24 protein-coding genes are annotated in these 21,387 nt (G+C 68.9%); 4 read left to right on the forward strand and 20 right to left on the reverse strand.

What is annotated here, in order from left to right:
* Positions 1 to 87: 87 nt before the first annotated feature.
* Positions 88 to 1,155, reverse strand: a complete 1,068-nt coding sequence (locus tag ACTIE5_RS09840) for a threonine aldolase family protein (protein WP_439549521.1) — start codon at positions 1,153 to 1,155, stop codon at positions 88 to 90.
* A 70-nt stretch (positions 1,156 to 1,225) separates the two neighbouring features.
* Positions 1,226 to 1,864, reverse strand: a complete 639-nt coding sequence (locus tag ACTIE5_RS09845; RefSeq protein ID WP_439549522.1) for a glutathione S-transferase family protein — start codon at positions 1,862 to 1,864, stop codon at positions 1,226 to 1,228.
* Positions 1,865 to 1,987: 123 nt separating this feature from the next.
* Between ACTIE5_RS09845 and ACTIE5_RS09850 the strand changes: the two genes are divergently transcribed.
* On the forward strand, positions 1,988 to 2,536 hold the full coding sequence (locus ACTIE5_RS09850; RefSeq protein WP_439549523.1) for an amino acid synthesis family protein: 549 nt from the start codon (positions 1,988 to 1,990) through the stop codon (positions 2,534 to 2,536).
* 2 nt (positions 2,537 to 2,538) lie between these two features.
* On the opposite strand, the gene ACTIE5_RS09855 is transcribed toward ACTIE5_RS09850, so the two are convergent.
* The gene (locus ACTIE5_RS09855; RefSeq protein ID WP_439549524.1) at positions 2,539 to 2,886 is read right to left on the reverse strand and encodes a beta/gamma crystallin-related protein; all 348 of its coding nucleotides are present in this window, start codon (positions 2,884 to 2,886) and stop codon (positions 2,539 to 2,541) included.
* A 148-nt stretch (positions 2,887 to 3,034) separates the two neighbouring features.
* On the opposite strand from ACTIE5_RS09855, the gene ACTIE5_RS09860 reads away from it, so the two are divergent.
* Complete coding sequence (locus tag ACTIE5_RS09860) at positions 3,035 to 3,676, forward strand: hypothetical protein (protein WP_439549525.1); 642 nt, start codon at positions 3,035 to 3,037, stop codon at positions 3,674 to 3,676.
* Between the two features lies 1 nt (position 3,677).
* Here the strand turns inward: ACTIE5_RS09860 and ACTIE5_RS09865 are convergent, their stop codons facing one another.
* The 9 genes from ACTIE5_RS09865 to ACTIE5_RS09905 form a co-directional block, all read right to left on the reverse strand.
* Positions 3,678 to 4,151: a type II toxin-antitoxin system RatA family toxin gene (locus ACTIE5_RS09865; RefSeq protein WP_439549526.1), complete on the reverse strand. Its 474-nt coding sequence runs from the start codon at positions 4,149 to 4,151 to the stop codon at positions 3,678 to 3,680.
* A gap of 7 nt (positions 4,152 to 4,158) precedes the next feature.
* Positions 4,159 to 5,130 carry a lipoyl synthase gene (lipA, locus tag ACTIE5_RS09870; protein WP_439549527.1) on the reverse strand — a complete coding sequence of 324 codons (972 nt, stop codon included), beginning with the start codon at positions 5,128 to 5,130 and terminating at the stop codon, positions 4,159 to 4,161.
* 40 nt (positions 5,131 to 5,170) lie between these two features.
* The gene (locus tag ACTIE5_RS09875) at positions 5,171 to 5,875 is read right to left on the reverse strand and encodes a class I SAM-dependent methyltransferase (protein WP_439549528.1); all 705 of its coding nucleotides are present in this window, start codon (positions 5,873 to 5,875) and stop codon (positions 5,171 to 5,173) included.
* Between the two features lie 124 nt (positions 5,876 to 5,999).
* A complete protein-coding gene (lpdA, locus tag ACTIE5_RS09880) occupies positions 6,000 to 7,394 on the reverse strand; it encodes a dihydrolipoyl dehydrogenase (RefSeq protein WP_439549529.1) in 1,395 nt (464 codons plus the stop codon).
* A 5-nt stretch (positions 7,395 to 7,399) separates the two neighbouring features.
* Positions 7,400 to 7,891, reverse strand: a complete 492-nt coding sequence (locus ACTIE5_RS09885) for a GNAT family N-acetyltransferase (protein ID WP_439549530.1) — start codon at positions 7,889 to 7,891, stop codon at positions 7,400 to 7,402.
* Positions 7,888 to 9,183, reverse strand: coding sequence for a pyruvate dehydrogenase complex dihydrolipoamide acetyltransferase (locus tag ACTIE5_RS09890; protein WP_439549531.1), 1,296 nt, complete (start codon positions 9,181 to 9,183; stop codon positions 7,888 to 7,890). The genes ACTIE5_RS09885 and ACTIE5_RS09890 overlap by 4 nt, the downstream gene beginning before the upstream one ends.
* A gap of 17 nt (positions 9,184 to 9,200) precedes the next feature.
* Complete coding sequence (locus ACTIE5_RS09895; protein ID WP_439549532.1) at positions 9,201 to 10,541, reverse strand: pyruvate dehydrogenase complex E1 component subunit beta; 1,341 nt, start codon at positions 10,539 to 10,541, stop codon at positions 9,201 to 9,203.
* A 1-nt stretch (position 10,542) separates the two neighbouring features.
* On the reverse strand, positions 10,543 to 11,592 hold the full coding sequence (gene pdhA / locus ACTIE5_RS09900) for a pyruvate dehydrogenase (acetyl-transferring) E1 component subunit alpha (RefSeq protein ID WP_439549533.1): 1,050 nt from the start codon (positions 11,590 to 11,592) through the stop codon (positions 10,543 to 10,545).
* A gap of 358 nt (positions 11,593 to 11,950) precedes the next feature.
* Positions 11,951 to 13,132, reverse strand: coding sequence for a DUF3734 domain-containing protein (locus ACTIE5_RS09905; protein ID WP_439549534.1), 1,182 nt, complete (start codon positions 13,130 to 13,132; stop codon positions 11,951 to 11,953).
* 145 nt (positions 13,133 to 13,277) lie between these two features.
* Here ACTIE5_RS09905 and ACTIE5_RS09910 point away from each other — a divergent pair, with 145 nt between their 5' ends.
* A complete protein-coding gene (locus tag ACTIE5_RS09910) occupies positions 13,278 to 14,321 on the forward strand; it encodes a phytanoyl-CoA dioxygenase family protein (protein ID WP_439549535.1) in 1,044 nt (347 codons plus the stop codon).
* An 18-nt stretch (positions 14,322 to 14,339) separates the two neighbouring features.
* Here the strand turns inward: ACTIE5_RS09910 and ACTIE5_RS09915 are convergent, their stop codons facing one another.
* The 4 genes from ACTIE5_RS09915 to ACTIE5_RS09930 all read right to left on the reverse strand — a co-directional run bounded on the left by ACTIE5_RS09915 (position 14,340) and on the right by ACTIE5_RS09930 (position 17,733).
* Positions 14,340 to 14,702 (reverse strand): FtsB family cell division protein, encoded by a 363-nt coding sequence (locus ACTIE5_RS09915; protein ID WP_439549536.1) that lies wholly within the window; start codon positions 14,700 to 14,702, stop codon positions 14,340 to 14,342.
* Between the two features lie 109 nt (positions 14,703 to 14,811).
* A complete protein-coding gene (gene eno, locus ACTIE5_RS09920; protein WP_439549537.1) occupies positions 14,812 to 16,089 on the reverse strand; it encodes a phosphopyruvate hydratase in 1,278 nt (425 codons plus the stop codon).
* A gap of 81 nt (positions 16,090 to 16,170) precedes the next feature.
* Entirely contained in the window at positions 16,171 to 16,440 is a 270-nt protein-coding gene (locus ACTIE5_RS09925) for a hypothetical protein (protein ID WP_439549538.1), read from the reverse strand.
* Positions 16,441 to 16,611: 171 nt separating this feature from the next.
* Complete coding sequence (locus ACTIE5_RS09930; protein WP_439549539.1) at positions 16,612 to 17,733, reverse strand: methyl-accepting chemotaxis protein; 1,122 nt, start codon at positions 17,731 to 17,733, stop codon at positions 16,612 to 16,614.
* Between the two features lie 207 nt (positions 17,734 to 17,940).
* Between ACTIE5_RS09930 and ACTIE5_RS09935 the strand changes: the two genes are divergently transcribed.
* Positions 17,941 to 18,798, forward strand: coding sequence for a hypothetical protein (locus tag ACTIE5_RS09935; protein WP_439549540.1), 858 nt, complete (start codon positions 17,941 to 17,943; stop codon positions 18,796 to 18,798).
* Between the two features lie 14 nt (positions 18,799 to 18,812).
* On the opposite strand, the gene ACTIE5_RS09940 is transcribed toward ACTIE5_RS09935, so the two are convergent.
* From ACTIE5_RS09940 to ACTIE5_RS09955, 4 genes are all read right to left on the reverse strand, one after another.
* Positions 18,813 to 19,121, reverse strand: a complete 309-nt coding sequence (locus tag ACTIE5_RS09940) for a hypothetical protein (RefSeq protein ID WP_092961768.1) — start codon at positions 19,119 to 19,121, stop codon at positions 18,813 to 18,815.
* A gap of 69 nt (positions 19,122 to 19,190) precedes the next feature.
* Positions 19,191 to 19,496: a hypothetical protein gene (locus tag ACTIE5_RS09945; protein WP_439549541.1), complete on the reverse strand. Its 306-nt coding sequence runs from the start codon at positions 19,494 to 19,496 to the stop codon at positions 19,191 to 19,193.
* A gap of 45 nt (positions 19,497 to 19,541) precedes the next feature.
* Complete coding sequence (locus tag ACTIE5_RS09950) at positions 19,542 to 19,706, reverse strand: hypothetical protein (protein ID WP_439549542.1); 165 nt, start codon at positions 19,704 to 19,706, stop codon at positions 19,542 to 19,544.
* Between the two features lie 15 nt (positions 19,707 to 19,721).
* Positions 19,722 to 21,359: a CTP synthase gene (locus tag ACTIE5_RS09955; RefSeq protein ID WP_439549543.1), complete on the reverse strand. Its 1,638-nt coding sequence runs from the start codon at positions 21,357 to 21,359 to the stop codon at positions 19,722 to 19,724.
* Between the last annotated feature and the right edge of the window lie 28 nt (positions 21,360 to 21,387).

Below are 21,387 nucleotides of genomic sequence, written 5' to 3' on the forward strand. Positions count from 1 at the left end.
GAAAGGGAGGGGGGCCGAAGTGCCCCCCTCCCTTTCTGCATCTATTGCCGGTGGTGCAGGGGGACAGCGTCCCCCTGCTGGGCCGCCCTACCCCCGCGCCACCACGCCCCGCAGCACCTGCAGGGCTTCGTCCACCATGACCGACGTCACGTCCAGGTGCAGGCACGCCCGGATGCGCCCGCCGAGGAAGCTGACCTGCACGCCCTCCATCCGCAGCGCCCGCACCACGTCCATGGAGGCGACGCCCGTCCCGGCCGTGTCGAAATAGACCAGGTTGGTATCGGGCTCCGTCACCGCGATGCCGGGGATCTGCGCCAGGCCGCGGAACAGCGCCTTGGCGTTGGCGTGGTCATCCGCCAGGCGCTCCACATGATGGTCCAGCGAGTAGAGGCAGCCCGCCGCGCAGACGCCCGCCTGCCGCATCGCGCCGCCGAGGCGCTGCTTCCAGCGCCAGGCCTCATCGATGAAGTCCCGGCTGCCGCACAGCACGGCGCCCAGCGGCGCGCCGAGGCCCTTGGTGAAGTCGAGCCAGACGCTGTCGAACCCCGCCGTCATCTCCGCGGCCGAGATGCCGGAGGCGATGCAGGCATTCATCAGCCGCGCGCCGTCCATATGGGTGGAAAGCCCGGCGCCATGGGCGATGTCGGCAATCTCCGCCAGCACGGCGCGGTCCCAGACGGCGCCGCCGCCGGTATTCGCGGTCTGCTCCACCTCCACCAGGCGCTGCGTCGGCGTGTGGCGGGATTTGCCGCGAAGGGCGCCCCGCAGCGCATCCGGCGAATACATGCCGCGATCGCCCTTCAGCGGCAGGATCTGCACGCTGCCGAGCGCGGCGTGCGCACCGCCTTCGCTGGTCAGGATATGCGCGGTCTCATGCGCGATGATCTCCTCGCCGGGGCGGCAATGCACCAGCGTGGCGGCGACGTTGCACATGGTGCCGGTCGGCATGAAGACCGCGGCTTCCTTGCCCATCAGCGCGGCCATGCGGTCGCACAGCGCGTGCACGGTGGGATCGTCGCCATGCTGCTCGTCGCCGACCTCGGCGCGCATCATCGCATCCAGCATCGCCGGCGTCGGCTTGGTCTGCGTGTCGGAATAGAGGTTGATGCGGATCGGCGGCGCGCCGGAGGGCGGGCGTTCTGGGGCGTGGACCATGGTGTTCCGTGCGTGGCTTGAAGGCGCGCGCAGGGTGGCAGGGAATGGGGGGCGGGTGAAGCCGGGCCCTTCAGCCCAGACGGTGCCTGGCCCAGACGGGCGCGATGGCGGGGCGGGCGGCGACGGCTTCCGCCAGCTTCTGGATGCGCGGCAGATGTGCCGGCACCCATTCGCGGCCCTTCATCCAGCGGCACATCACAGCGATGGCGATATCCGCCACGCTGAACCACGTGCCCAGCAGGAAGGGGCCGGCATCATCGAGGCCAGCGTGATCCTCGATGATCCGCAGCACGTCACGGCCCATCGCCAGCGCATTGTCGCGCGCGGCCTCCGCCTGGTCCGGCGCGTAGCCGAAGCGGGCGGGATAATCCCAGCGCGTGACCTGCGGGTAGAACTCCCCCGCCAGGAGCGCCATCCAGCGCAGCACGACGGCGCGGGCGGTATCGCCAGGCGCGGGCAGCAGCGCGGCTTCGGGATGAAGGTCCGCCAGGCTCACCAGGATCGCCAGGCTTTCCGTCAGCACCGTGCCATCCGGCAGCACCAGCGTCGGCAGGCGGCCCATCGGGTTGATGGCCAGGTAGTCCGCGCGCAGCTGGTGGTCGCCCTCCAGCGGCACCGCCCGGTGCTCGACCTCGGCCCCGATTTCCGCCAGCGCCATCTCCGCTATGGCGGAGCCGGAGCCGATATCGCCGTACAGGATGTAGCTCATGGCCGGAGCCTCGCCCGGCGCGCAGCCGCCGCGCCAGCGCATTTCCTTGATGAAGGCCAGCAGGGGCATTGATGCCGCGCGCGAACCCTTCAGGATCGGCAACAGCCCCAAGGAAGAACGCCCATGCCCCCCATCCGCAAGATCGCCACCTGGCGGGAGACCGTCTTCGGCGAAATGGGCCGCGACGCCCCCCGCCCGATCATCCGCGCCGTCGCGCTGGCCGTCATCGCCAACCCCTTCGCCGGCCGGCCGGGGATGGAGGATCTCACCGTGTTGTGGGAGGCCGGCGCGGCGCTCGGCGAACGCCTGATGCCCGAACTGGCGGCGATGCTCGGCGGGCCGGCCGTGTCCTACGGCAAGGCCGCCATCGTCGGTGTGGCGGGAGAGGTCGAGCATGGCGGCGCCGTCGTGCATCCGCGCCTCGGCAAGCCGATGCGCGCCGCGATCGGGGGCGGCGCCTCCCCCGTGCCATCGGCGGTGAAGGTGGCGGCCGCGGGCACGCCGATCGACATCCCGCTGGGCCACAAGGACGATGCCTGGAGCTTCGCGCATTTCGACACCATCACCGTGATGATGGCGGACGGCCCGCGGCCGGAGGAGATCCTGGTCGCGATGGCGCTGGCCGATGGCGGGCGCGTATGGAACCGCTGCGGCGGCGGGCCCGCCCGATAAGGCTACTTGCGCGGCCCGCCGGCCGTGCCCTGCACGCAGCGGAAGGAGCTGATCTGGTCGTTCCAGCGATCCCCGACATAGCCGACCGCGCCGGGATGCAGCGTCAGGACCGCACCCTCATACCGCGCATGCTGGAAGAACTGCCAGACGCCGGCGGCGATGACGATGGAGGAGACCTGGTCGTTCCACGCATCGCCAACCCAGGGCACGTCCCCGGTGAAGCGCCGCGCCGCGCCGGCGAATTGCGCGTGCTGGTAGATGGTAACGTCGCATCCCGGCGCCTGCGCCCGCGCGTCATCCGCCCTCAGCAGCGGCAGCAGGGCTGGCAGGAGAGGGAGCAGGCGGCGCATGGGATTCTCCGTCACGGCCCCAGGAGCCTGCGCGTCAGGCGCCCGCCCCGCAAGCAGGGGCGAAACCCGGCGAAACCATCCTGGCGCGCTTGCGACTGGCGATCGCAGGCCGCCCGTGGAACCTTCCGCGCCCTGACGGAGGCGTGGCATGAGCGGGTTGACGGCCAGCATCGGGGACCACCTGGCCTTCCAGCGCGAGAGCGCCGCCAGCCGCGCCGGTGCGACGGCGGATGACATCCGCATCGCGCGCCTCACGGGCTTCGACCCGCTGGATGTCATGACCATCCGCACGCTCTGCGCCGCCCGCGCCGTGCTGCTGGTGTTCCGCTGCCCCAACCTGGCCGCGCGGTCCCTGCACGGGCTGCTGCCGGCCAAGAGCGCTGTCACCAGCACGAAATCCGGCAGTTCCGGCGCTGTCATGGGCGACAACGGCCTGCTGATGGTGTCGGACTACGACATCATGGGCTGCTGGCGGCAGGAAGGCCCGGGCTTCCGCCGTATCCCCATCACCGCCGTTGCGCCCGGGGCCAAATACGGCGCCTGGTCGGCGGAAGCGCGGGCGCTGGTGCAGGCGCTGAACCGGCAATTGCTGACCCGCATCCAGCATGGCGCGCAGGATGACTGGCTGGATGCCGAGAAGAACCGTGGCGTGAAGCCGGATGACGGCTTCCTGGCGTTTCGCCTCGGCGTGACGGAACCCATGGAGGGGGCCGCCGAGCTGGAGGGTTTCTACCGCCTCAACGGGCTGGACTGGCCCTACCTGCCGAATGGCAGGCATCGCGGGCGGTGAACTACGCGCTGGGCGCGGGCGTGGCGGGCGCGGCCGGCGGCGGCGCGCGGCGATACAGCGCCATGGCGCGGCGTTCGAAGGCGCGCACCATCAGGCGCACCGCCTCGTTGAACACGGTGCCGATGACGGCCTGCAGCAGGCGCGACTTGAATTCGAAGTCGACGAAGAAATCGACCTCCGTCCCCCCCGCCACGGGCCGGAACCGCCAGTGGTTGTTCAGGTAGCGGAAGGGGCCCGTGAGGTAGCGGACGTGGACGTGGCCCGGCCGGTCCAGCAGCACCTGGCTGCGGAAGGTCTCCCGGAACATCTTGAAGCCGATGGTGAGGTCGGCCGTCAGTTCCTTGTCATTCCGCGTCAGGATGCGCGCACCGACGCACCAGGGCAGGAATTCCGGATAGCGGCGGACATCCGCCACCATGTCGAAGAGCTGTTCCTCCGAATAGGGGAGGATGCGCTTTTCCGCATGCGTGGGCATGGCGCGATCAGGCCGCCTTCAGCTTCGCGGCACGGGCATCGCGCAGCGCCGCGAAGTCGCGATCCGCATGGTAGGAACTGCGCGTCAGCGGCGTCGAGGACACCAGGAGAAAACCCTTCCCGCGCGCGGCACTGGCGTAGTCCTCGAACTCCTCCGGCGTGACGAAGCGGTCCACCGCGGCGTGCTTCACCGTGGGCTGCAGGTACTGCCCGATGGTGAGGAAATCGACATCGGCGCTGCGGAGGTCGTCCATCACCTGCAGCACCTCGATCCGCTTCTCCCCCAGCCCGACCATGATGCCGGACTTGGTGAAGATCGAGGGGTCGAGCTGCTTCACCCGGTCCAGCAGCCGCAACGAATGGTAGTAGCGCGCACCGGGGCGGATGGTCGGGTACAGCGCCGGCACGGTTTCGAGGTTGTGGTTGAAGACGTCAGGCCGGGCCGCCACCACCACCTCAAGCGCGCCATCCTTGCGCAGGAAGTCGGGCGTCAGGATCTCGACCGTGGTCTCCGGCGCCGCCAGCCGCAGCGCGCGGATCGTCTGCGCGAAGTGTTCCGCGCCGCCATCCTTCAGATCGTCCCGGTCCACGGAGGTGATGACGACATGCCGCAGGCCGAGCTTGGCGACGGCGTCGGCGACGCGGTTCGGCTCATCGCCATCGAGCGCCTTCGGCATCCCCGTCGCGACGTTGCAGAAGGAACAGGCGCGGGTGCAGGTATCGCCCATGATCATCATGGTCGCGTGGCGCTGGGACCAGCATTCCCCGATGTTGGGGCAGGCCGCTTCCTCACACACCGTGACCAAATTGTTGGCGCGCATCAGCGCCTGGGTCTCGCGGTAGATCGGAGAGGTCGGCGCCTTCACCCGGATCCAGGCGGGTTTCCGCTGGATGGGGTTGTCCGGCCGGTTGGCCTTCTCGGGGTGCCTTTCGGCCCCGATACGGGCTGCCCTGTGGTCGATCTCGACGCGCGTGCTCATGGCGACGATATAGCGACGGTGCGGCGTGGCGACGAGGGGTTCATGATTTCACCGCGCGCAGGCTGAGGGAGAGGGGCAGCCAAGGCCTGTCGGGCCAGGTCCACATGCCATCCGCATCCCGCACGCTGCCCTCGAACGGTTTCCAGACCAGGCGCGGATGCTCACGCAGCCAATCCAGTTGCAGGCCCGCGCGGCGCAGCGCGCCGAGGATCTCGGCAAGGCCATGCGGAAACTCGATGGTCTGCCGGTTCGCGAGTTCGGCTGATGTGTCCATGTAGTCGGTCGGGTTGTCGATGGGGACCGGCCCGGGCTCGAAATAGGGGTATCGCCAGCCGGGAAAGCCGGGGGCGGCGATGCCGGCATCATCGAAGACCCAGGCCACGGGATGCATGTCCGCGAAGTAGAAGGCACCGCCCGGGCGCAGCGCGAAGGCGATGGCGGTGGCCCAGGCGTCCAGGTCCGGCAGCCAGGTGATGGTGCCCCAGGCCGTGAAGACCAGGTCAAAGGCGCCGGCTTCCTCCGGGATGGCGGACGGCGTCTCCAGCACGTCCGAGAACACGAACCGCGTGTTGGTGATCCCGCATTCGGCGGCAAGGCTGCGCGCGGCCTCCAGCGCCGGCGGGCTGAAATCGACGCCCACGACCCTCGCAGCGCCGCGCTGTGCCAGCGCGATGCTGTCATCGCCGAGATGGCACTGCAGATGCAGGATGTTCAGCCCCGAGACGTCCCCGATCTCGGCCGCCACGATCGCATCCAGCCGCCCGAGGCCCGCCCGCTGCGAGGAGAGGTCATAGCCCCGCGGTCCGAGATGAACGCGGGTGCGTTCATCCCAGTTGGCCTGGTTCAGGCGGCGCCAATCGGATGGGCCGTCAGATGTGGATGACCCTGCCATAGGCGTCCAGCACCGATTCATGCATGGTTTCGGAGACGGTCGGATGCGGGAACACCGTATGCATCAGCTCGGCCTCGGTCGATTCCAGGGTGCGGGCGATGCCGTAGCCCTGGATCATCTCCGTCACTTCCGGGCCGACCATGTGGGCACCAAGCAACTCGCCCGTCTTGGCGTCGAACACCGTCTTCACCAGCCCCTCGGGTTCCCCCATGGCGATGGCCTTGCCGTTGCCGATGAAGGGGAAGCGGCCGACCTTGACCTCATGCCCCAGTTCCTTGGCACGCGCTTCCGTCAGCCCCACGGAGGCGACCTGCGGGCGGCAATAGGTGCAGCCCGGGATGTTCAGCACATCCATGGCGTGGGGGTGCTTGCCCGCGATCGCCTCGATGCAGATGATCGCCTCATGGCTCGCCTTGTGCGCCAGCCAGGGCGGGCCGGTCAGGTCGCCGATGGCGTAGACGCCAGGCTCACCCGTATTGCCGAAGGCGTCGGTCACGATGTGGGTCTTCTCGACCTTGATCTTCGTGCCTTCGAGGCCGAGGTCCTCGACATTGCCGACGATGCCGACGGCGGAGATCAGGCGATCCGCGACGATGTCCTGCACCTTGCCGCCGGCCTCGACCACCGCGGTGACGCTGTCCGCGCCCTTGCGGATGCCCTGCACCCGCGCGCCGGTCAGGATCTTCATCCCCTGCTTCACGAAGGCCTTGTGGACGAAGGCGCTGATCTCGGAATCCTCCACGGGCAGGATGCGGTCCATCACCTCGATGATGGTCACCTCGGCGCCCATGTTCTGGTAGAAGCTGGCGAATTCCGCGCCGATGGCGCCGGAGCCCATGACGATGAGCTTCTTCGGCAGCGCGGTCGGCGTCATCGCTTCCCGGTAGGACCAGATCAGCTTGCCGTCCGGCTCCATCCCCGGCAGCACGCGGGCGCGCGCGCCGGTGGCCAGCAGGATATGCTTCGCCGCGATGTCAGCGACAGGCTTCCCGTCCTTGGTGACGGAAACCTTGCCCGGCCCCGCAAGACGACCGTGACCGTCATAGACGGAAACCTTGTTCTTCTTCATCAGGTGCTTGACGCCACCCGAGAGCTGCCCGGCGACGCCGCGCGAACGCTTGATGACCTTCGCGAAGTCGAAGCGGATATTGTCCGCCGCGAAGCCATACTGGTCCAGGCTGTGCAGCAGGTGATTGATCTCGCTGGCGCGCAGCAGCGCCTTGGTCGGGATGCAGCCCCAGTTGAGGCAGATGCCGCCGAGGTTCTCGCGCTCCACCAGCGCGACCTTCATGCCAAGCTGGCTGGCGCGGATGGCCGCGACATAGCCGCCAGGCCCGCCGCCCACCACCACGATATCGAAGCTGTCGGCCATGGCCGTCACCCCTTTGTTGCGGCGAGCGCGTGCAGCGCCTCACCGGTCACGCGTTGCACGCGCCATTCATCCATGCCGCGCGCGCCGATCTTCCGGTAGAAGCGGATCGCGGGCTCGTTCCAGTCCAGCACCTGCCATTCCATCCGCTTCCAGCCGCGGGCGACGCAGATGCAAGCGCAATGGCGGAAGAAGGCTTCCCCGATGCCGAGGCCCCGGTACTCCGGCTCCACGAAAGCGTCCTCCACATACAGGCCGTGGCGGCCCGTGAAGGTGCTGAAGATGGGGAACCAGATGCACTGGCCGACCGCCCTGCCCTCGACCTCGGCGAGGATGCAGAACACGGTCGGGTTGGGGCCGAAAAGCGCGTGGCGGAAATCATCCTCCGTGCCCACGGCCTCATGCAGCAGCTTCTCATACTCCGCGAGCGCCCGGACCAGCCGGTTGATCTCCGGCAGGTCCGCCTCGGTCGCGTCGCGGAGCGAGAAGCGGCTGGTCACAGCATCAAGCTCAGCGGTTCCTCGACGATCTTCTTGAAGGCCTGGATCCACTCCGCCGCCAGCGCGCCATCGACGACGCGGTGATCGACGGAGAGCGTGCAGGTCATCACCGTCGCGATGGCCAGCGCGCCATTCTTCACCACGGGCCGCTGTTCGCCGGCGGACACGGCGAGGATGCCGGCCTGCGGCGGGTTGATGATGGCCGCGAAGTCGCGGACCCCATACATGCCCATGTTGGAAATGGAGAAGCCGCCGCCCTGGAACTCCTCGGGCTTCAGCTTGCCCGACTTGGCCCGCGAAGCGAGGTCCTTCATCTGCGTGCTGATGGAGGCGAGCCCCGCCTGGTCCGCCTTCCGGATGATCGGCGTGATCAGCCCGTCCGGGATGCTGACAGCCACGGAAATGTCGACGTCATGGTACTGGAGGATCGCGTCCTCCGTCCATGTCGCGTTCACTGCCGGGAAGCGCCGCAGCGTCACCGCCGCCGCCTTGATCACCAGGTCATTGACCGAAAGCTTGAAGGCGCCAGGCCCATCCTTGGGCGAGGTCGCGTTCAGCTGCGACCGCAGCTTGAGCAGCGCATCGATCTCGATATCCATCGAGACGTAGAAATGCGGCACATTCTGCTTCGATTCCGACAGCCGCCGCGCGATCACCTTGCGCATGGTGCTGTTCGGCACGGCGGTATGCGGCGCCGTGATGACGGGCGCGGCGGGCTTCGGCGCCGGCGCAGCGACCGGGGCTGCGGCGGGTGCCGGTGCGGCAGAAGCCACGGGTGCCGGCTTCGCCGCCGGGCCCCTGGCCAGCGCCGCATCCACATCCGCCTTCACGATGCGGCCATTCGGGCCGCTGCCGGCCACGCCCGCCAGATCCAGCCCCGCCTGTTCCGCCATGCGGCGGGCGAGCGGGGATGCGATCACGCGGCCGCCCGAGGCTGCCGGCGCGGCGGCCGGTGCCGCTGCGGGCGCCGGGGTTGCCGGTGCCGCTTCCGTCTTCGGCGTCGCCGCGGCCGGCGCGGGCTTGGCGGCGGGCGCCGCATCCGCGCTTTCGCCGGCTTCCACCAGCACCGCGATCACGTCGTTCACCTTCACGCCGGCCGTGCCGCCGGCGACGACGATCTTGCCGAGGATGCCTTCATCCACGGCCTCCACTTCCATCGTCGCCTTGTCGGTCTCGATCTCGGCGATGATGTCGCCGGCCTTGACCTGCTCGCCTTCCTTCTTGAGCCAGCGGGCGAGCGTCCCCTCCGTCATCGTCGGGGACAGTGCCGGCATCAGGATGTTCGTCGCCATCGTCCTGCTCCCTCCCCTTACTTGTAGGTCACGCGCTTGGCGGCATCGATCACCTGCTCGATCCGCGGCAGGGCCAGCTTCTCGAGGTTCGCGGCATAGGGCATCGGGACATCGAGGCCATGGACCCGCACCGGCGGCGCATCCAGATCGTCGAAGCAGTTCTCCATGATCTGCATCGCGACCTCGCTGCCGATGCCGGCGAAGGGCCAGCCTTCCTCCAGCGTCACCAGGCGGTTGGTCTTCTTCACCGACCGCACGATGGTCTCGGTATCCAGGGGCCGCAGGCTGCGGAGGTTGATGACCTCCGCGCTGATCCCCTGCGCCGCCAGCGCATCGGCCGCCTGCATAGCCAGGCCCACCATGATGGAGAAGGCGACGATGGTGACGTCCGTGCCCTCGCGCTCCACCTTCGCCTTGCCGATCGGCAGGATGAAGTCATCCGCCACCGGCATCTCGAAGCTCTGGCCGTAGAGGATCTCGTTCTCGAGGAAGATGACCGGGTTCGGATCGCGGATCGCGGCGCGCAGCAGGCCCTTCGCATCGGCCGCCGACCACGGCGCCACGACCTTCAGACCCGGGCAATGCGCGTACCAGGATGCGTAGCACTGGCTGTGCTGGGCCGCGACGCGGCTGGCCGCGCCGTTGGCGCCGCGGAAGACGATCGGGCAGCCGAGCTGGCCGCCGGACATATACAGCGTCTTCGCCGCCGAATTGATGATCTGGTCGATGGCCTGCATGGAGAAGTTGAAGGTCATGAACTCGACGATCGGGCGCAGCCCCGTCATCGCCGCGCCGACCGCCATGCCGGTGAAGCCGTGTTCGGTGATCGGCATGTCGATCACGCGCTTCGGGCCGAACTCGTCCAGCAGCCCCTGGCTGATCTTGTAGGCGCCCTGGTACTGGCCGACTTCCTCGCCGATCAGGAAGACATCCTTGCTGGCGCGCATCTCGACCGCCATCGCATCGCGCAGGGCTTCCCGCACCGTGATGGATTTGGTCGGGCCCCAATCCTTCTCTGCCGCCGGTGCCTTCGCCTGGGCGGGGACGGAAGCGGGGGCGGCAGGCGCGGCAACCGGTGCGGGCGCCGGCGCTGCCGCCGGGGCGGCCTTCGCCGCGCCCGCGCCGCCGTTCAGCTCGGCGATCGGCGTGTTCACCGCCACATTCTCCGTGCCTTCCGGCACCAGGATGGAGGTCAGGGTCCCCTCATCCACCGCTTCAACTTCCATGGTCGCCTTGTCGGTCTCGATCTCGGCGATCACGTCGCCGGCCTTGATCGTCTCGCCTTCCTTCTTCAGCCAGCGGGCGAGCTTGCCCTCCGTCATCGTCGGCGACAGCGCGGGCATCAGGATCTGGGTCATGTCAGCGGCCCCCTGCCACGACGGAAGCGTCATCGATCAGGATATCGGTCCAGAGTTCGCTCTCATCCGGCTCCGGGCTGGTCTGGGCGAAATCGGCGCTGTCCTGCACGATCGCCTTCACCTCGTCGTCGATCACCTTCAGCTCGGCCTCCGTCACGCCGAAGCTTTCCAGCAGCAGGCGGCGCGCGGTCTCGATGCAGTCATTCTGCTCCCGCATCTTCTGCACCTCCTCCCGCGTCCGGTACTTGGCCGGGTCGGACATGGAATGGCCGCGGTAGCGGTAGGTCTTCATCTCCAGCAGATAGGGGCCGAGGCCCGCGCGGCAGTGGGCGACGGCGCGCTCACCGGCCTCCCGCACCGCGATCACGTCCATGCCGTTCACCTGCTCACCGGGGATGCCCCAGGGGCTGCCGTTCTTGGACAGGTCCTTGGACGCGCTGGCGCGGTCCACGCTGGTGCCCATGCCGTACTTGTTGTTCTCGATCACGAAGATGCAGGGCAGCTTGAACAGCGCCGCCAGGTTCAGGCTCTCATAAACCTGCCCCTGGTTGGAGGCACCCTCGCCGAAATAGGTCACGGCGACGGCGCCATCCTCCCGGTACCAATTGGCGAAGGCCAGGCCGGCGCCGAGGGAGACCTGCGCGCCCACGATCCCGTGGCCGCCATAGAAGCCCTTCTCGCGGGAGAACATGTGCATGCTCCCGCCCTTGCCCTTGGAATAGCCGCCGATGCGGCCCGTGAGTTCCGCCATCACGCCGCGCGCTTCCATGCCGGTGGCCAGCATGTGCCCGTGGTCGCGGTAGGAGGTGATGACCTGGTCGCCCTGCTTGAGGCAGAGTTGCATGCCGACCACGACCGCTTCCTGGCCGATATAGAGGTGGCAGAACCCGCCGATGAGGCCCATGCCATACAACTGGCCGGCCTTCTCCTCGAACCGGCGGATCAGCAGCATGTCGCGATAGGCACGCGTCAGTTCCGGCTTGCTGATTCCGGGCTCCGCGCCCTTGGGCGCCCCCTTGCCCCGCGGCTTGCGGGTGGCGGTCTCGGCCATGCGGTGTCCTCCTCAGGGCTTGCCTTGTTTTTCGCATCTACGCGGCCCGGCAGGGCTGCGCAAGGCACGGTCTCGCGCGAAAAGCGTTGATGCTGCAACGCAATACGACAATTAACCGAAACACGGTTAATTGCCATTCCGGCTCCAGAGACGCCGTCCTGCAACCTCAATGAGGCGCCAGCTAAGGGCTGTCAGCCCCCCCGTAGCGCGTTCGGTTACCCGGCGCCGCACAGGCGGCGATGATGATGCGCGGAGGCGGGGCGGTACCGTTCTTTTGTTGCGCGGAGGCGTTGATCCCGCCGCCGCCGGTACCGCGCCGCCGATGGCCAGGCCGCCCGCGATGCCGACCCGACCCGGATCACGCATTCCCCTTCCGCCGAGGCGCCGCTTCCACCGACGGCGCCCCCTGCCCGTGCGGCCCCAGCACATCGAAGGTCCGCGCGCCCAGTTCATGCGGCATGGGCGCCAGCCAGGGGGATGCCACCAGCGTCGCCGTGGCGTCCGACAGCCCCTGCGCCCAGCGTTCCCGCATGGTGCCGCGGCTGAATTCGTAGTCCTTGCTCTGCCCCTGGCTTTCCGCCGGCCGGTAGATGATCTGCGCGATGTCCATCGTCGTCACGCAGCCGAAATCATAGAGGAAGCGGCCCTCCGGCGTGTCGCGCAATTCCGGCGGCAGCTTGTCCCAGAGCGTGTTGATGTTGTGCCGCACGTCATGCATCGCGCGCACCGTGTCGGTCGCCGCGCGGGTGCGGCTGCTGTAGCGGATGTCCTTCTCCCGCTCCGCCACCTCCTCCAGCGTCGTCGGCAGGGCGCCGCGGGCGTGGAAGACATCCACCTGGAAGGTCAGGCGGGACCGGCGGGGGATCTTCTCCAGCACGTATTGCAGCGGCGTGTTGGAAACCAGGCCGCCATCCCAGTAATGCTCGCCATCGATCTCGATGGCGGGGAAGCCTGGCGGCAGCGCGCCGCTGGCCATGATGTGCTCCGCGCGGATCGGCGTCTCCGCGCTGTCGAAATAGGCGAAGTTGCCGGTGCGGACATTCACGGCGCCGACGGAAAGGCGCATGGGGCCGTGGTTGATGCGGTCGAAATCGACCAGCGTTTCCAGCGTCGTCCTCAGCGCGGCGGTGTCGTAGTAGCTGGCGGGCGGCGCGGTGCCGAACCAGGCGGTGGCGGGCTGGGGGGCGAAGAAGCCGGGCTGGCCGAACAGCAGCGCCTCCGCCGTCGCCACGGTCCGGCGCTGGCCGGGCGGCGGCACCAGCCCTTCCAGCCACCCCGCCCAGAAGCCCCGCGGTTCCGTCACCTGTTCCCAGAACAGGCGCAGCCGGTCCACCCGCTGTTCCGGCGCGTTGCCGGCGATGATCGCCGCGTTGATGGCGCCGATCGAGATGCCGGCGACCCAGTCCGGTTCGTAGTCGGACCGGGCCAGGGCCTCATAGACGCCGGCCTGGTAGCTGCCGAGCGCGCCGCCGCCCTGCAGCACCAGCGCAATCTTCTTGTCGTAGCCCGGCGGCCGGGGCGGGAATGGGGGAAGGGTCATCCGTCGATCTCCAACAGGCGGCAGCCTTGGCGATGGCGAATTTTGCGCCGGCGCGGGGCATGGTCACGCCGCGACAGCCGGCGGTTGGCGCCAGGGCGCTGGGATGGTTGGCACAGTGCCCGGGCCTGCGCTAACAAACTTGGTAATGGTCAGCGCCCCGAACCCGTTGCGATGGCTGCTCCTGCCCTGGCACGCGCTTCGCGTGGCGACCAGCGAGAAGGCCTTCCGCGACAACCCCGTCATCGGCAGCCCCCGCCTCAACCGCCTGGGCCTGCACATCGCCCGCAAGCGCCTGGCGCACCGCATGGCCGCGCGCCGACGTGCCGCCATGGCATCGCTGCTGACGGACGACCAGCGCGCCGCCTTCCTGCGGGATGGCTACCTGGTGATCCCCGACTTCCTGCCGCCCGAGACCTTCGAGGCGATGCATGCGGAGGTGATGGCCAGAGACGCCCGCGCGCGCGAATCCATCGATGGCTACACGATGACGCGGCTGATCCCGCTGGATGCGATGGCGCTGCGGCAGATGCCGGCGACGCGGGGCGCGCTGCTGACGCCGCGCTACCTCGGCCTGCACCACTACATCGGCAGTTTCCGCCGCCTGCCCCGGCTTTACGTGCAGACCATCTTCTCCGGCGTGCGGGACGGCCCGCCGGATGTGCAGAGCCACTACCACACCGACACCTTCTTCCCGACGGTGAAGTCCTGGCTGCTGCTGACGCCGGTGAACCAGGCGGAGGCCGGCTTCACCTACATCCCCGGCAGCCACCTGCCGAACCGGCGGCACCTGGCCTGGGAACGCCGCGCATCCTGGACGGCGCATGAGGCGAGGGACAGGCTGACCGGCGAAGGGTCACTCCGCATCGCGGAGGAGGAGTTGGCGCGGCTGCGCTACGAGGCCCCGCGCAAGCTGGAGGCACAGCCCAACACGCTGATCATCGCCGATACCAGCGGCTTTCACCGCCGCGGGCTGAGCGAGGGCTTCGCCTGCCGCATTTCCATCTGGGCCCAGGCGCGGGGCACGCCCTTCCTGCCCTGGCCGGGCGGGGATTTGGCGATCCCGGCGCTGCGGGGCCTGGGCACGCGCGCCTTCGGCTGGCTGGACCATGCGGTGAAGCGGCTGCGCGGGCGGGACAATGGCTGGCGCTTCGCCGGCACGCGCCGGCCGGCGGACCCGCCGCCGACGTAATGTGGATGCCGGCCTGATTCAGAACAGGCGGGGTTCGGGTCCGTAGGGGATCACGAGCTCGTCCTTGCCGACGAAATTCAGCAGCTGGCGCGCGCGCTCATCCAGCTGGTCGCGGTCCAGGCGGTCGCCCCGCATGCCCTGCACGCGGCGTTCCCAGCTTTCCAGCTCGGTCCGCGCCCTGTCCAGGTCCTGCCGCGCATCCGCCAGCACCACCAGCCGCTGTTCGCTGGCAATCAGCCCGCGTTCGCCATGCACGGCGTGCCAGATGAAATAGCCGCAGGCCGCCATGAAGAAGACCGGCAGCATGGCACTGCGCAACCCCCGCCCGATGGCCGCGAGGATGCCCTCGCGCCGCTCCGGCGCCCCGTATTCGTCACTCACGTCTTCGAGCCCCCCGCCCGTCTCCGCGCCGCCAGGAAAACAGGAGTTTGCACCCCTGTCCAGCGAAAGAAGGTTAACCCTGCGCGCCCCCACGCGCAGGGCGCTTCCTTCAGCGGCGCAGGACCGAACGCCCGGCGTAGCGCGCGGCGCTGCCCAGTTCCTGCTCGATGCGGATCAGCTGGTTGTACTTCGCCATGCGGTCGGATCGGCTCAGCGAGCCCGTCTTGATCTGCCCGCAATTGGTGGCCACCGCGAGGTCCGCGATGGTGCTGTCCTCCGTCTCGCCGGAGCGGTGGCTCATCACCACCTTGTAGGCGGCGCGATGCGCGGTCTCCACCGCCTCCAGCGTCTCCGTCAGGCTGCCGATCTGGTTGACCTTCACCAGGATGGCGTTGCCCGTCCCGGTCTCGATGCCGCGCCGCAGGCGTTCCGTATTCGTCACGAACAGATCGTCGCCGACCAGGTTCACGGTCTTGCCGAGCCGGTCCGTCAGCAGCTTCCAGCCGGCCCAGTCATCCTCGCTCATCCCATCCTCGATGGAGACGATGGGGAACTTGGCGCAGAGGCCGGCGAGGTAGTCGACCATGCCGGCGCTATCGAGCTTCTTGCCCTCGCCTTCCATGTCGTAGACGCCGTCCTTGTAGAACTCGGTCGCGGCGCAATCGAGGGCGAGCATGATGTCCTCGCCCAGGCGGTGCCCGGCCTTCTCGCAGGCCTTGGCGATGAAGCCCAGCGCCTCATCCGCGCTGCCGATGTTGGGGGCGAAGCCGCCCTCGTCGCCGACATTGGTGGAAAGGCCGGCATCGTGCAGCGCCTTCTTGAGCTGCATGAAGATCTCGGACCCGATGCGCACCGCATCGGCCACCGTGCCGGCGGCGACCGGCATGATCATGAATTCCTGGATATCGATCGGGTTGTCCGCGTGCTGGCCGCCATTGATGATGTTCATCATCGGCACCGGCAGGGTGCGGGCGAAGACGCCGCCGACATGGCGATAGAGCGGGATGTCGAGGTCGATGGCCGAGGCCTTCGCCACCGCCAGCGACACCGCCAGGATGGCGTTGGCGCCAAGGCGCGACTTGTTCGGCGTGCCGTCCAGCTCGATCATCGTCTCATCGATATGGACCTGATCATAGGCATCCATGCCGCCGATGGCGTCGAAGATCTCGCCCTCGATATTGCCGCAGGCGCGCCTGACGCCCTTGCCGCCGTAGCGGGCCTTGTCGCCATCCCGCAGTTCCACCGCCTCATGCGCGCCGGTGGAGGCGCCGGAGGGGACGATGGCGCGGCCGCGGGCACCGCTGTCCAGCACCACCTCGGCCTCCACCGTCGGGTTGCCGCGGCTATCGAGGACCTCGCGGGCGATGATGTCGGCGATGGCGGCCATGGGGCACTCCGGGGCTGGGGGATGGCGCGCGATTAACCTTGTGCGGGGCGCGCGGCAAGCCTGCGTGCGGGCACGGCCGCGCTATTCACCGCCGCCGCCATCGCCGCCCCCATCGCCGCCCCCATCGCCGCCCCCATCGCCATCGACCGACATCGATGCCTCCCCCGCGATCCCCTGGGTCGCTTTCACAAGCAGCACGAGGGCGAAGACCCAGGCGGCGATGAAACTCCAGATCAACAGGGGCGAGGCTTCGTTGACGATGCCGCCGATCATCAGGGCGGTCGCGATGCCGAAGGTGATGACCCGCGAAAAGACCCTGGGCCTGCTCGCCCCCGCGGATTGCATCGCCATCGCCCGCTCCCTCGCTGCCCGACAGTCTGGACGAAACGGGCCCCCGAGGCATCCCCGAAAGCGGTCGGCGGCTAGAGCAATATGCGTTCAGATGGAATCATCTGAACGCATTTCTCGCTCTGGATTCAATGACTTATAGATCACGAGCTGCGTTCAAGCGAACGCAGCCTGCTAGGCCCCCGCCCTGCGCGCGGGTTCCTGGACGATCACCCCGGACCAGCCCAGGCCGCGATAGGTCTCATAGCCCGGGGTGCGGTGGAAGGCGGTGGTGCGGCCGCCAGGCTCCACCGCGAAGCCATGGCCGCCCCTTCCCGCCGGCAGGCGCACCACTTCCTTCAGCACGCCCAGGCCATCGGAAGCCGCGAGCACCCGCCCCGCCGCATCCACCAGCAGCGCGCGGGTCCGCCCCTGTTCCGACGGCGTGAGCCGCACGCCGCGCAGCACCGCATCGGCCTGGGGGCCCCAGTCGAAATGAATGCCGAGCACGCCGATCACGCGGCCCCTTGCCTGCCCCCCCTCCCGGATCGCGGCGGCATAGGTCGCGACGGGCACGCCGCCCAGCGGATCGCAGGCCATGACGTCGGCCACGGCGAAATCATCGCCGGAGGACGTGGCCAGCGCCTCGCGGAACCAGCCCTCCTCCGCCACGGAATGGCCGGCCACGCCGGGGTAGCGGTCCGGCCTGCCATTGGCGATGACGCGCCCTTCCCGATCGCACAGCCAGAGGTCGAGATAGACGGTATAGGCGCAGAGGATGACGCCGAGCCGACTGGCCGCATGGGCGCAGTTGGCCGCATCGGGCGTGGAGGCCGCTTCCACCACCGCCGCATCCGTCGCCCACCAGCGGACGTCGCAGGTGCGTTCATAGAGGTTGCGGTCGATGATCTCGATCGCGTTCAGCGCCAAATCCACCAGGCGCTGGCCCGACATCTCCGCCGCCATCCGTTCGCCGACGGTCTTCAGCGCGCGGAAGGCGTCGCGGAGTTCGCCGTTCATCTCCGTCGACAGCCGCGCCACTTCCGCCGCCACGGCCTTCACCTCCCCGGCCACTACGGTGAATCCCTTGCCGGCATCGCCGGCGCGCGCAGCCTCGATCGTGGCGTTCAGGGCCAGGATGCGGGTCTGGCTGGTGATGGCCTGGATGGCCTCCACCTTGGTGGCGGCGATCTCCGCGGCGCGGTCCACCAGCGCCAGCACACGTTCGGGGGTGGCATCCCCGCCATCGGCGCTGCCATCGACAGCGCCAGGCGGTGCGGCGGAACGCTGGCGCAGGGTGAAGTTCGATCCGTCCATCGGGGTACCCCTGTTGCCGCGCGCTTCATAACGGCAGGGTCACTAAGGAAGGCTTGAGGGTGCGGCCCTGCCGGCCCGCGCGGCGCGCGCCATAGTCCGCCCGCGCGGCATGCGCCATAATCCCGGGGTGTCCGGCCATCCCGAATCCGAAATTATTGCATCGTCTGGGGGTATTTCCGGGCACCGGCTGGCAGGATCGCAACCTCGATGAACGACGCGCGCATCGAATCGCTGCGGGCAGGTTCCTATCGCCTGCACTTCCGGCCCGGGCAGGGGCGGCCCCTCCTGATCATCCACCCCTCCCCCATTGAGGAGACGGCAGCCTGGTTCGGCCCGAGCGGGTATGACGACCGCCCGCTGGCGGTGATGTCGGCGCGGGAGATGGAGCGCTTCGACTCCGACGCGGATGACGTCGTCCGTGCCCTGCTCGCCGCCACAGGGTGGCAGGATGCAGCCGATCTGCAGGTCCTGGGCTTCAGCACCGGCGGCTACGCCGCCATCCTTTATGCCGCGATGATGTCCGTGCTGCGGCCTGCCGCCCGGATCAGCGTCCTCGCCTTCAGCCCGATGACCTGCGTCTGGCCGCCGGAGGCCGCGGGCTGGCGCGTGGCGCATCATGAACGCGTCGTGGCCGCAGGCTGGCAGACGCCGACGCAACGGCGGAACCTGGAACGCTTCGGCGATACGCGACCCTGGGTCCGCAAGGCCGTATCCGCCAGCGACGGGTGTTTCCGCGCCGCGATCCTGCATCCCGCGCGCAACGCGCGGGACGTCGCCCAGGCCGGCCTGCTGACCGGCATCCCGGGCGTGACGGTGGCGGCGCTGCCCACGGCGCAGCACACCTTCTACACGCTGCTGACCCTCAAGCGCGGTCGTGCCAACAGCGTGGCACGGATCCAGCTGGCGCTCACGCGACATGGCCGGATGACCCCGGCGGAGGCGCTGCCGCGTGCCACCGCCCTGCATGCGGCGCTGGCCGATGCCGCTGCCGCGGCGCCGGACCTCCTCTCGCTCTACGCCATGCCACGCCCGGCGCCCGTCGGGCGGAAGCCGGCCATCGCCTGAACCGGCGGCCGCCCCTACAGCGGCTCGCCCGTGCCCCAGACGCGGCGGCGGGGCGTTTCGGCCGGGGGGCGGCCGAAGGCATCGCAGCGTTCGACGATGCTGATCGGGATGGAGGTGGCGCGCGGCTGCGGCGTGGTGCGCGGGCGGCAATAGCCCGCCAGCATCAGATCCACTGTCGCGTTCCGGTTGACCCGGGCCACCTGGCCCCAATCCCCGGCACGGGTGGTGACGAAATCCCCGGGCTCGTCGCGCCGCAGGCGGACGAAGTCGCCGATGGCGATGGGCCGGGTGGGCTGGGCGTCTCGGGGATCATGGCTTTGCATGGGGCCAGCAGACCCCACGGTTTTTGCCGCGATGTTACCCACCCGCATCGGCCGGGACGCGGGCCCGCATCAGCGCGCTGGGCGCGTGTCCCACACCGCGGAAAAGCCCCGGCGCAGCGGCAGCCCCTGGCGGTCGCAGGGTTCCACATGGCCACGGGGAATCGCCATGGCGCGGGCCATGCCCGCATCCTTGGGCCGGGAATAGCCGGCGAGCTTGAGGTCGAGCGACCCGCAGGGATGCACGCGCATCACCACCCCCCAGTCGCCCGGCATGGCGCTGGCGATGGGCCCGGTTTCCGCCTTCAGCAGGCGCACCAGATCCCCCGGTTCGAACAGGTAGGTCTCGGAGTCGCCGTGGCCCTTGATGGTCCGCATGGGCCCATCATGGCGGCGAAACGGTTAGCGGGCGGTTGCGGCGCGCTACTTCTTGGCGAGTCCACCGCCCAGCAGCAGCGTGGCGCCCAGCCCCACGGCCAGCGCCAGCGGCACGGCGATGGAGCCGAAGACGATGGCGGCCAGGATGGTCAGCACCAGCGTCGCCGCCGCGCCGATCCCCAGCCGCTTCAGCCTGGCCTTCTCATCCATGGCGCTCCCCCCGCATCAGACCAGCCGAGCCTGCTTGACCGCGGCGCCGATGAAGCCGCGGAACAGCGGATGCGGCGCGAAGGGCTTGGACTTCAGCTCCGGGTGGAACTGCACCCCGATGAACCAGGGGTGGTCCGGTACCTCCACGATCTCCGGCAGGCTGCCATCGGGCGACATGCCGCAGAACTTCAGGCCGACGCCTTCCAGCTTCTCCCGGTAGGCGACGTTCACCTCGAAGCGGTGGCGGTGGCGTTCCTGGATTTCGGCCGCGCCGTCATAGACCTCCCGCACCAGGGACCCCTCCGCGAGATGGGCGGTGTAGGAGCCGAGCCGCATGGTGCCGCCCAGGTCGCCGCCGGCGGAGCGCGTCTCCACCCGGTTGCCCTTGGTCCATTCCGTCAGCAGCCCCACCACCGGTTCCGCGCAGGTGCCGAATTCGGTGGAGGACGCGCCCTTCAGGCCGACCAGGTTCCGCGCTGCCTCGATCACCGCCATCTGCATGCCGAAGCAGATGCCGAAGAAGGGGATCTTGCGTTCGCGGGCGAAGCGCACGGCCTCGATCTTGCCGCCGGTGCCGCGTTCGCCGAAGCCGCCGGGCACCAGGATGCCGTGCACGCCTTCCAGGCGCTTCAGCGTTTCCTCGTCGCCGGCCTCGAAGACCTGGCTGTCCACCCAGTCCAGCTTGACCTTCACATTATGGGCGATGCCGCCATGGGCCAGCGCCTCGGCGAGGGATTTGTAGCTGTCGAGGAGGTTCGTGTACTTGCCGACGACGGCGATCGTGACCGCCCCTTCCGGCGCGCGGATGGACTGGACGACCTTCTCCCAGGCCCGCAGGTCGGGCTCCCCGTAGAAGGACAGATTGAAGTGCCGCAGCACTTCGCGGTCCAGGCCTTCGGCGTGGTAGCTGATGGGGACGGAGTAGATGCTGTCGGCGTCGTAGGCCGGGATCACCGATTCGGGGCGCACGTTGCAGAACAGCGCGATCTTGCGGCGCTCATTCTCCGGGATCGGTCGGTCGCAGCGGCAGAGCAGGATCTGGGGCTGGATGCCGACGCCGAGCAATTCCTTGACGCTGTGCTGCGTCGGCTTGGTCTTCAATTCGCCGGCCGACGGGATGTAGGGCACCAGCGTCAGGTGGACGAAGAGGCTGCGCGTCGGCCCCACTTCGTTCGCCAATTGCCGGATGGCTTCCAGGAAGGGCAGCGACTCGATGTCGCCGACCGTGCCGCCGACCTCGACCAGGACGAAGTCGTAGCCATCCGTCTCCGCCTGGATCACGTCCTTGATCTTGTCGGTGATGTGCGGAATGACCTGGACGGTGCCGCCGAGGTAGTCGCCCCGGCGCTCCTTCGCGATCACGTCGGAATAGATCCGACCGGTGGTCCAGTTATCCGCCTTGGAGGCATGGACACCGGTGAAACGCTCGTAGTGGCCGAGGTCGAGGTCGGCTTCCGCCCCGTCATCGGTCACGAAGACCTCGCCATGCTGATACGGGGACATCGTGCCCGGATCGACATTGAGGTAGGGGTCGAGCTTGCGAAGGCGCACCTTGTAGCCGCGCGCCTGCAACAGGGCACCGAGCGACGCCGCAGCGATGCCCTTGCCGAGGGAGGAGACCACGCCGCCGGTGACGAATACGAACCGCGTCATGGACGCCCCTCATAGCGAAGCCGCGCGG

Origin of the sequence: Falsiroseomonas sp. (assembly GCF_051859025.1) — a bacterium.
Classification (GTDB): domain Bacteria; phylum Pseudomonadota; class Alphaproteobacteria; order Acetobacterales; family Acetobacteraceae; genus Falsiroseomonas.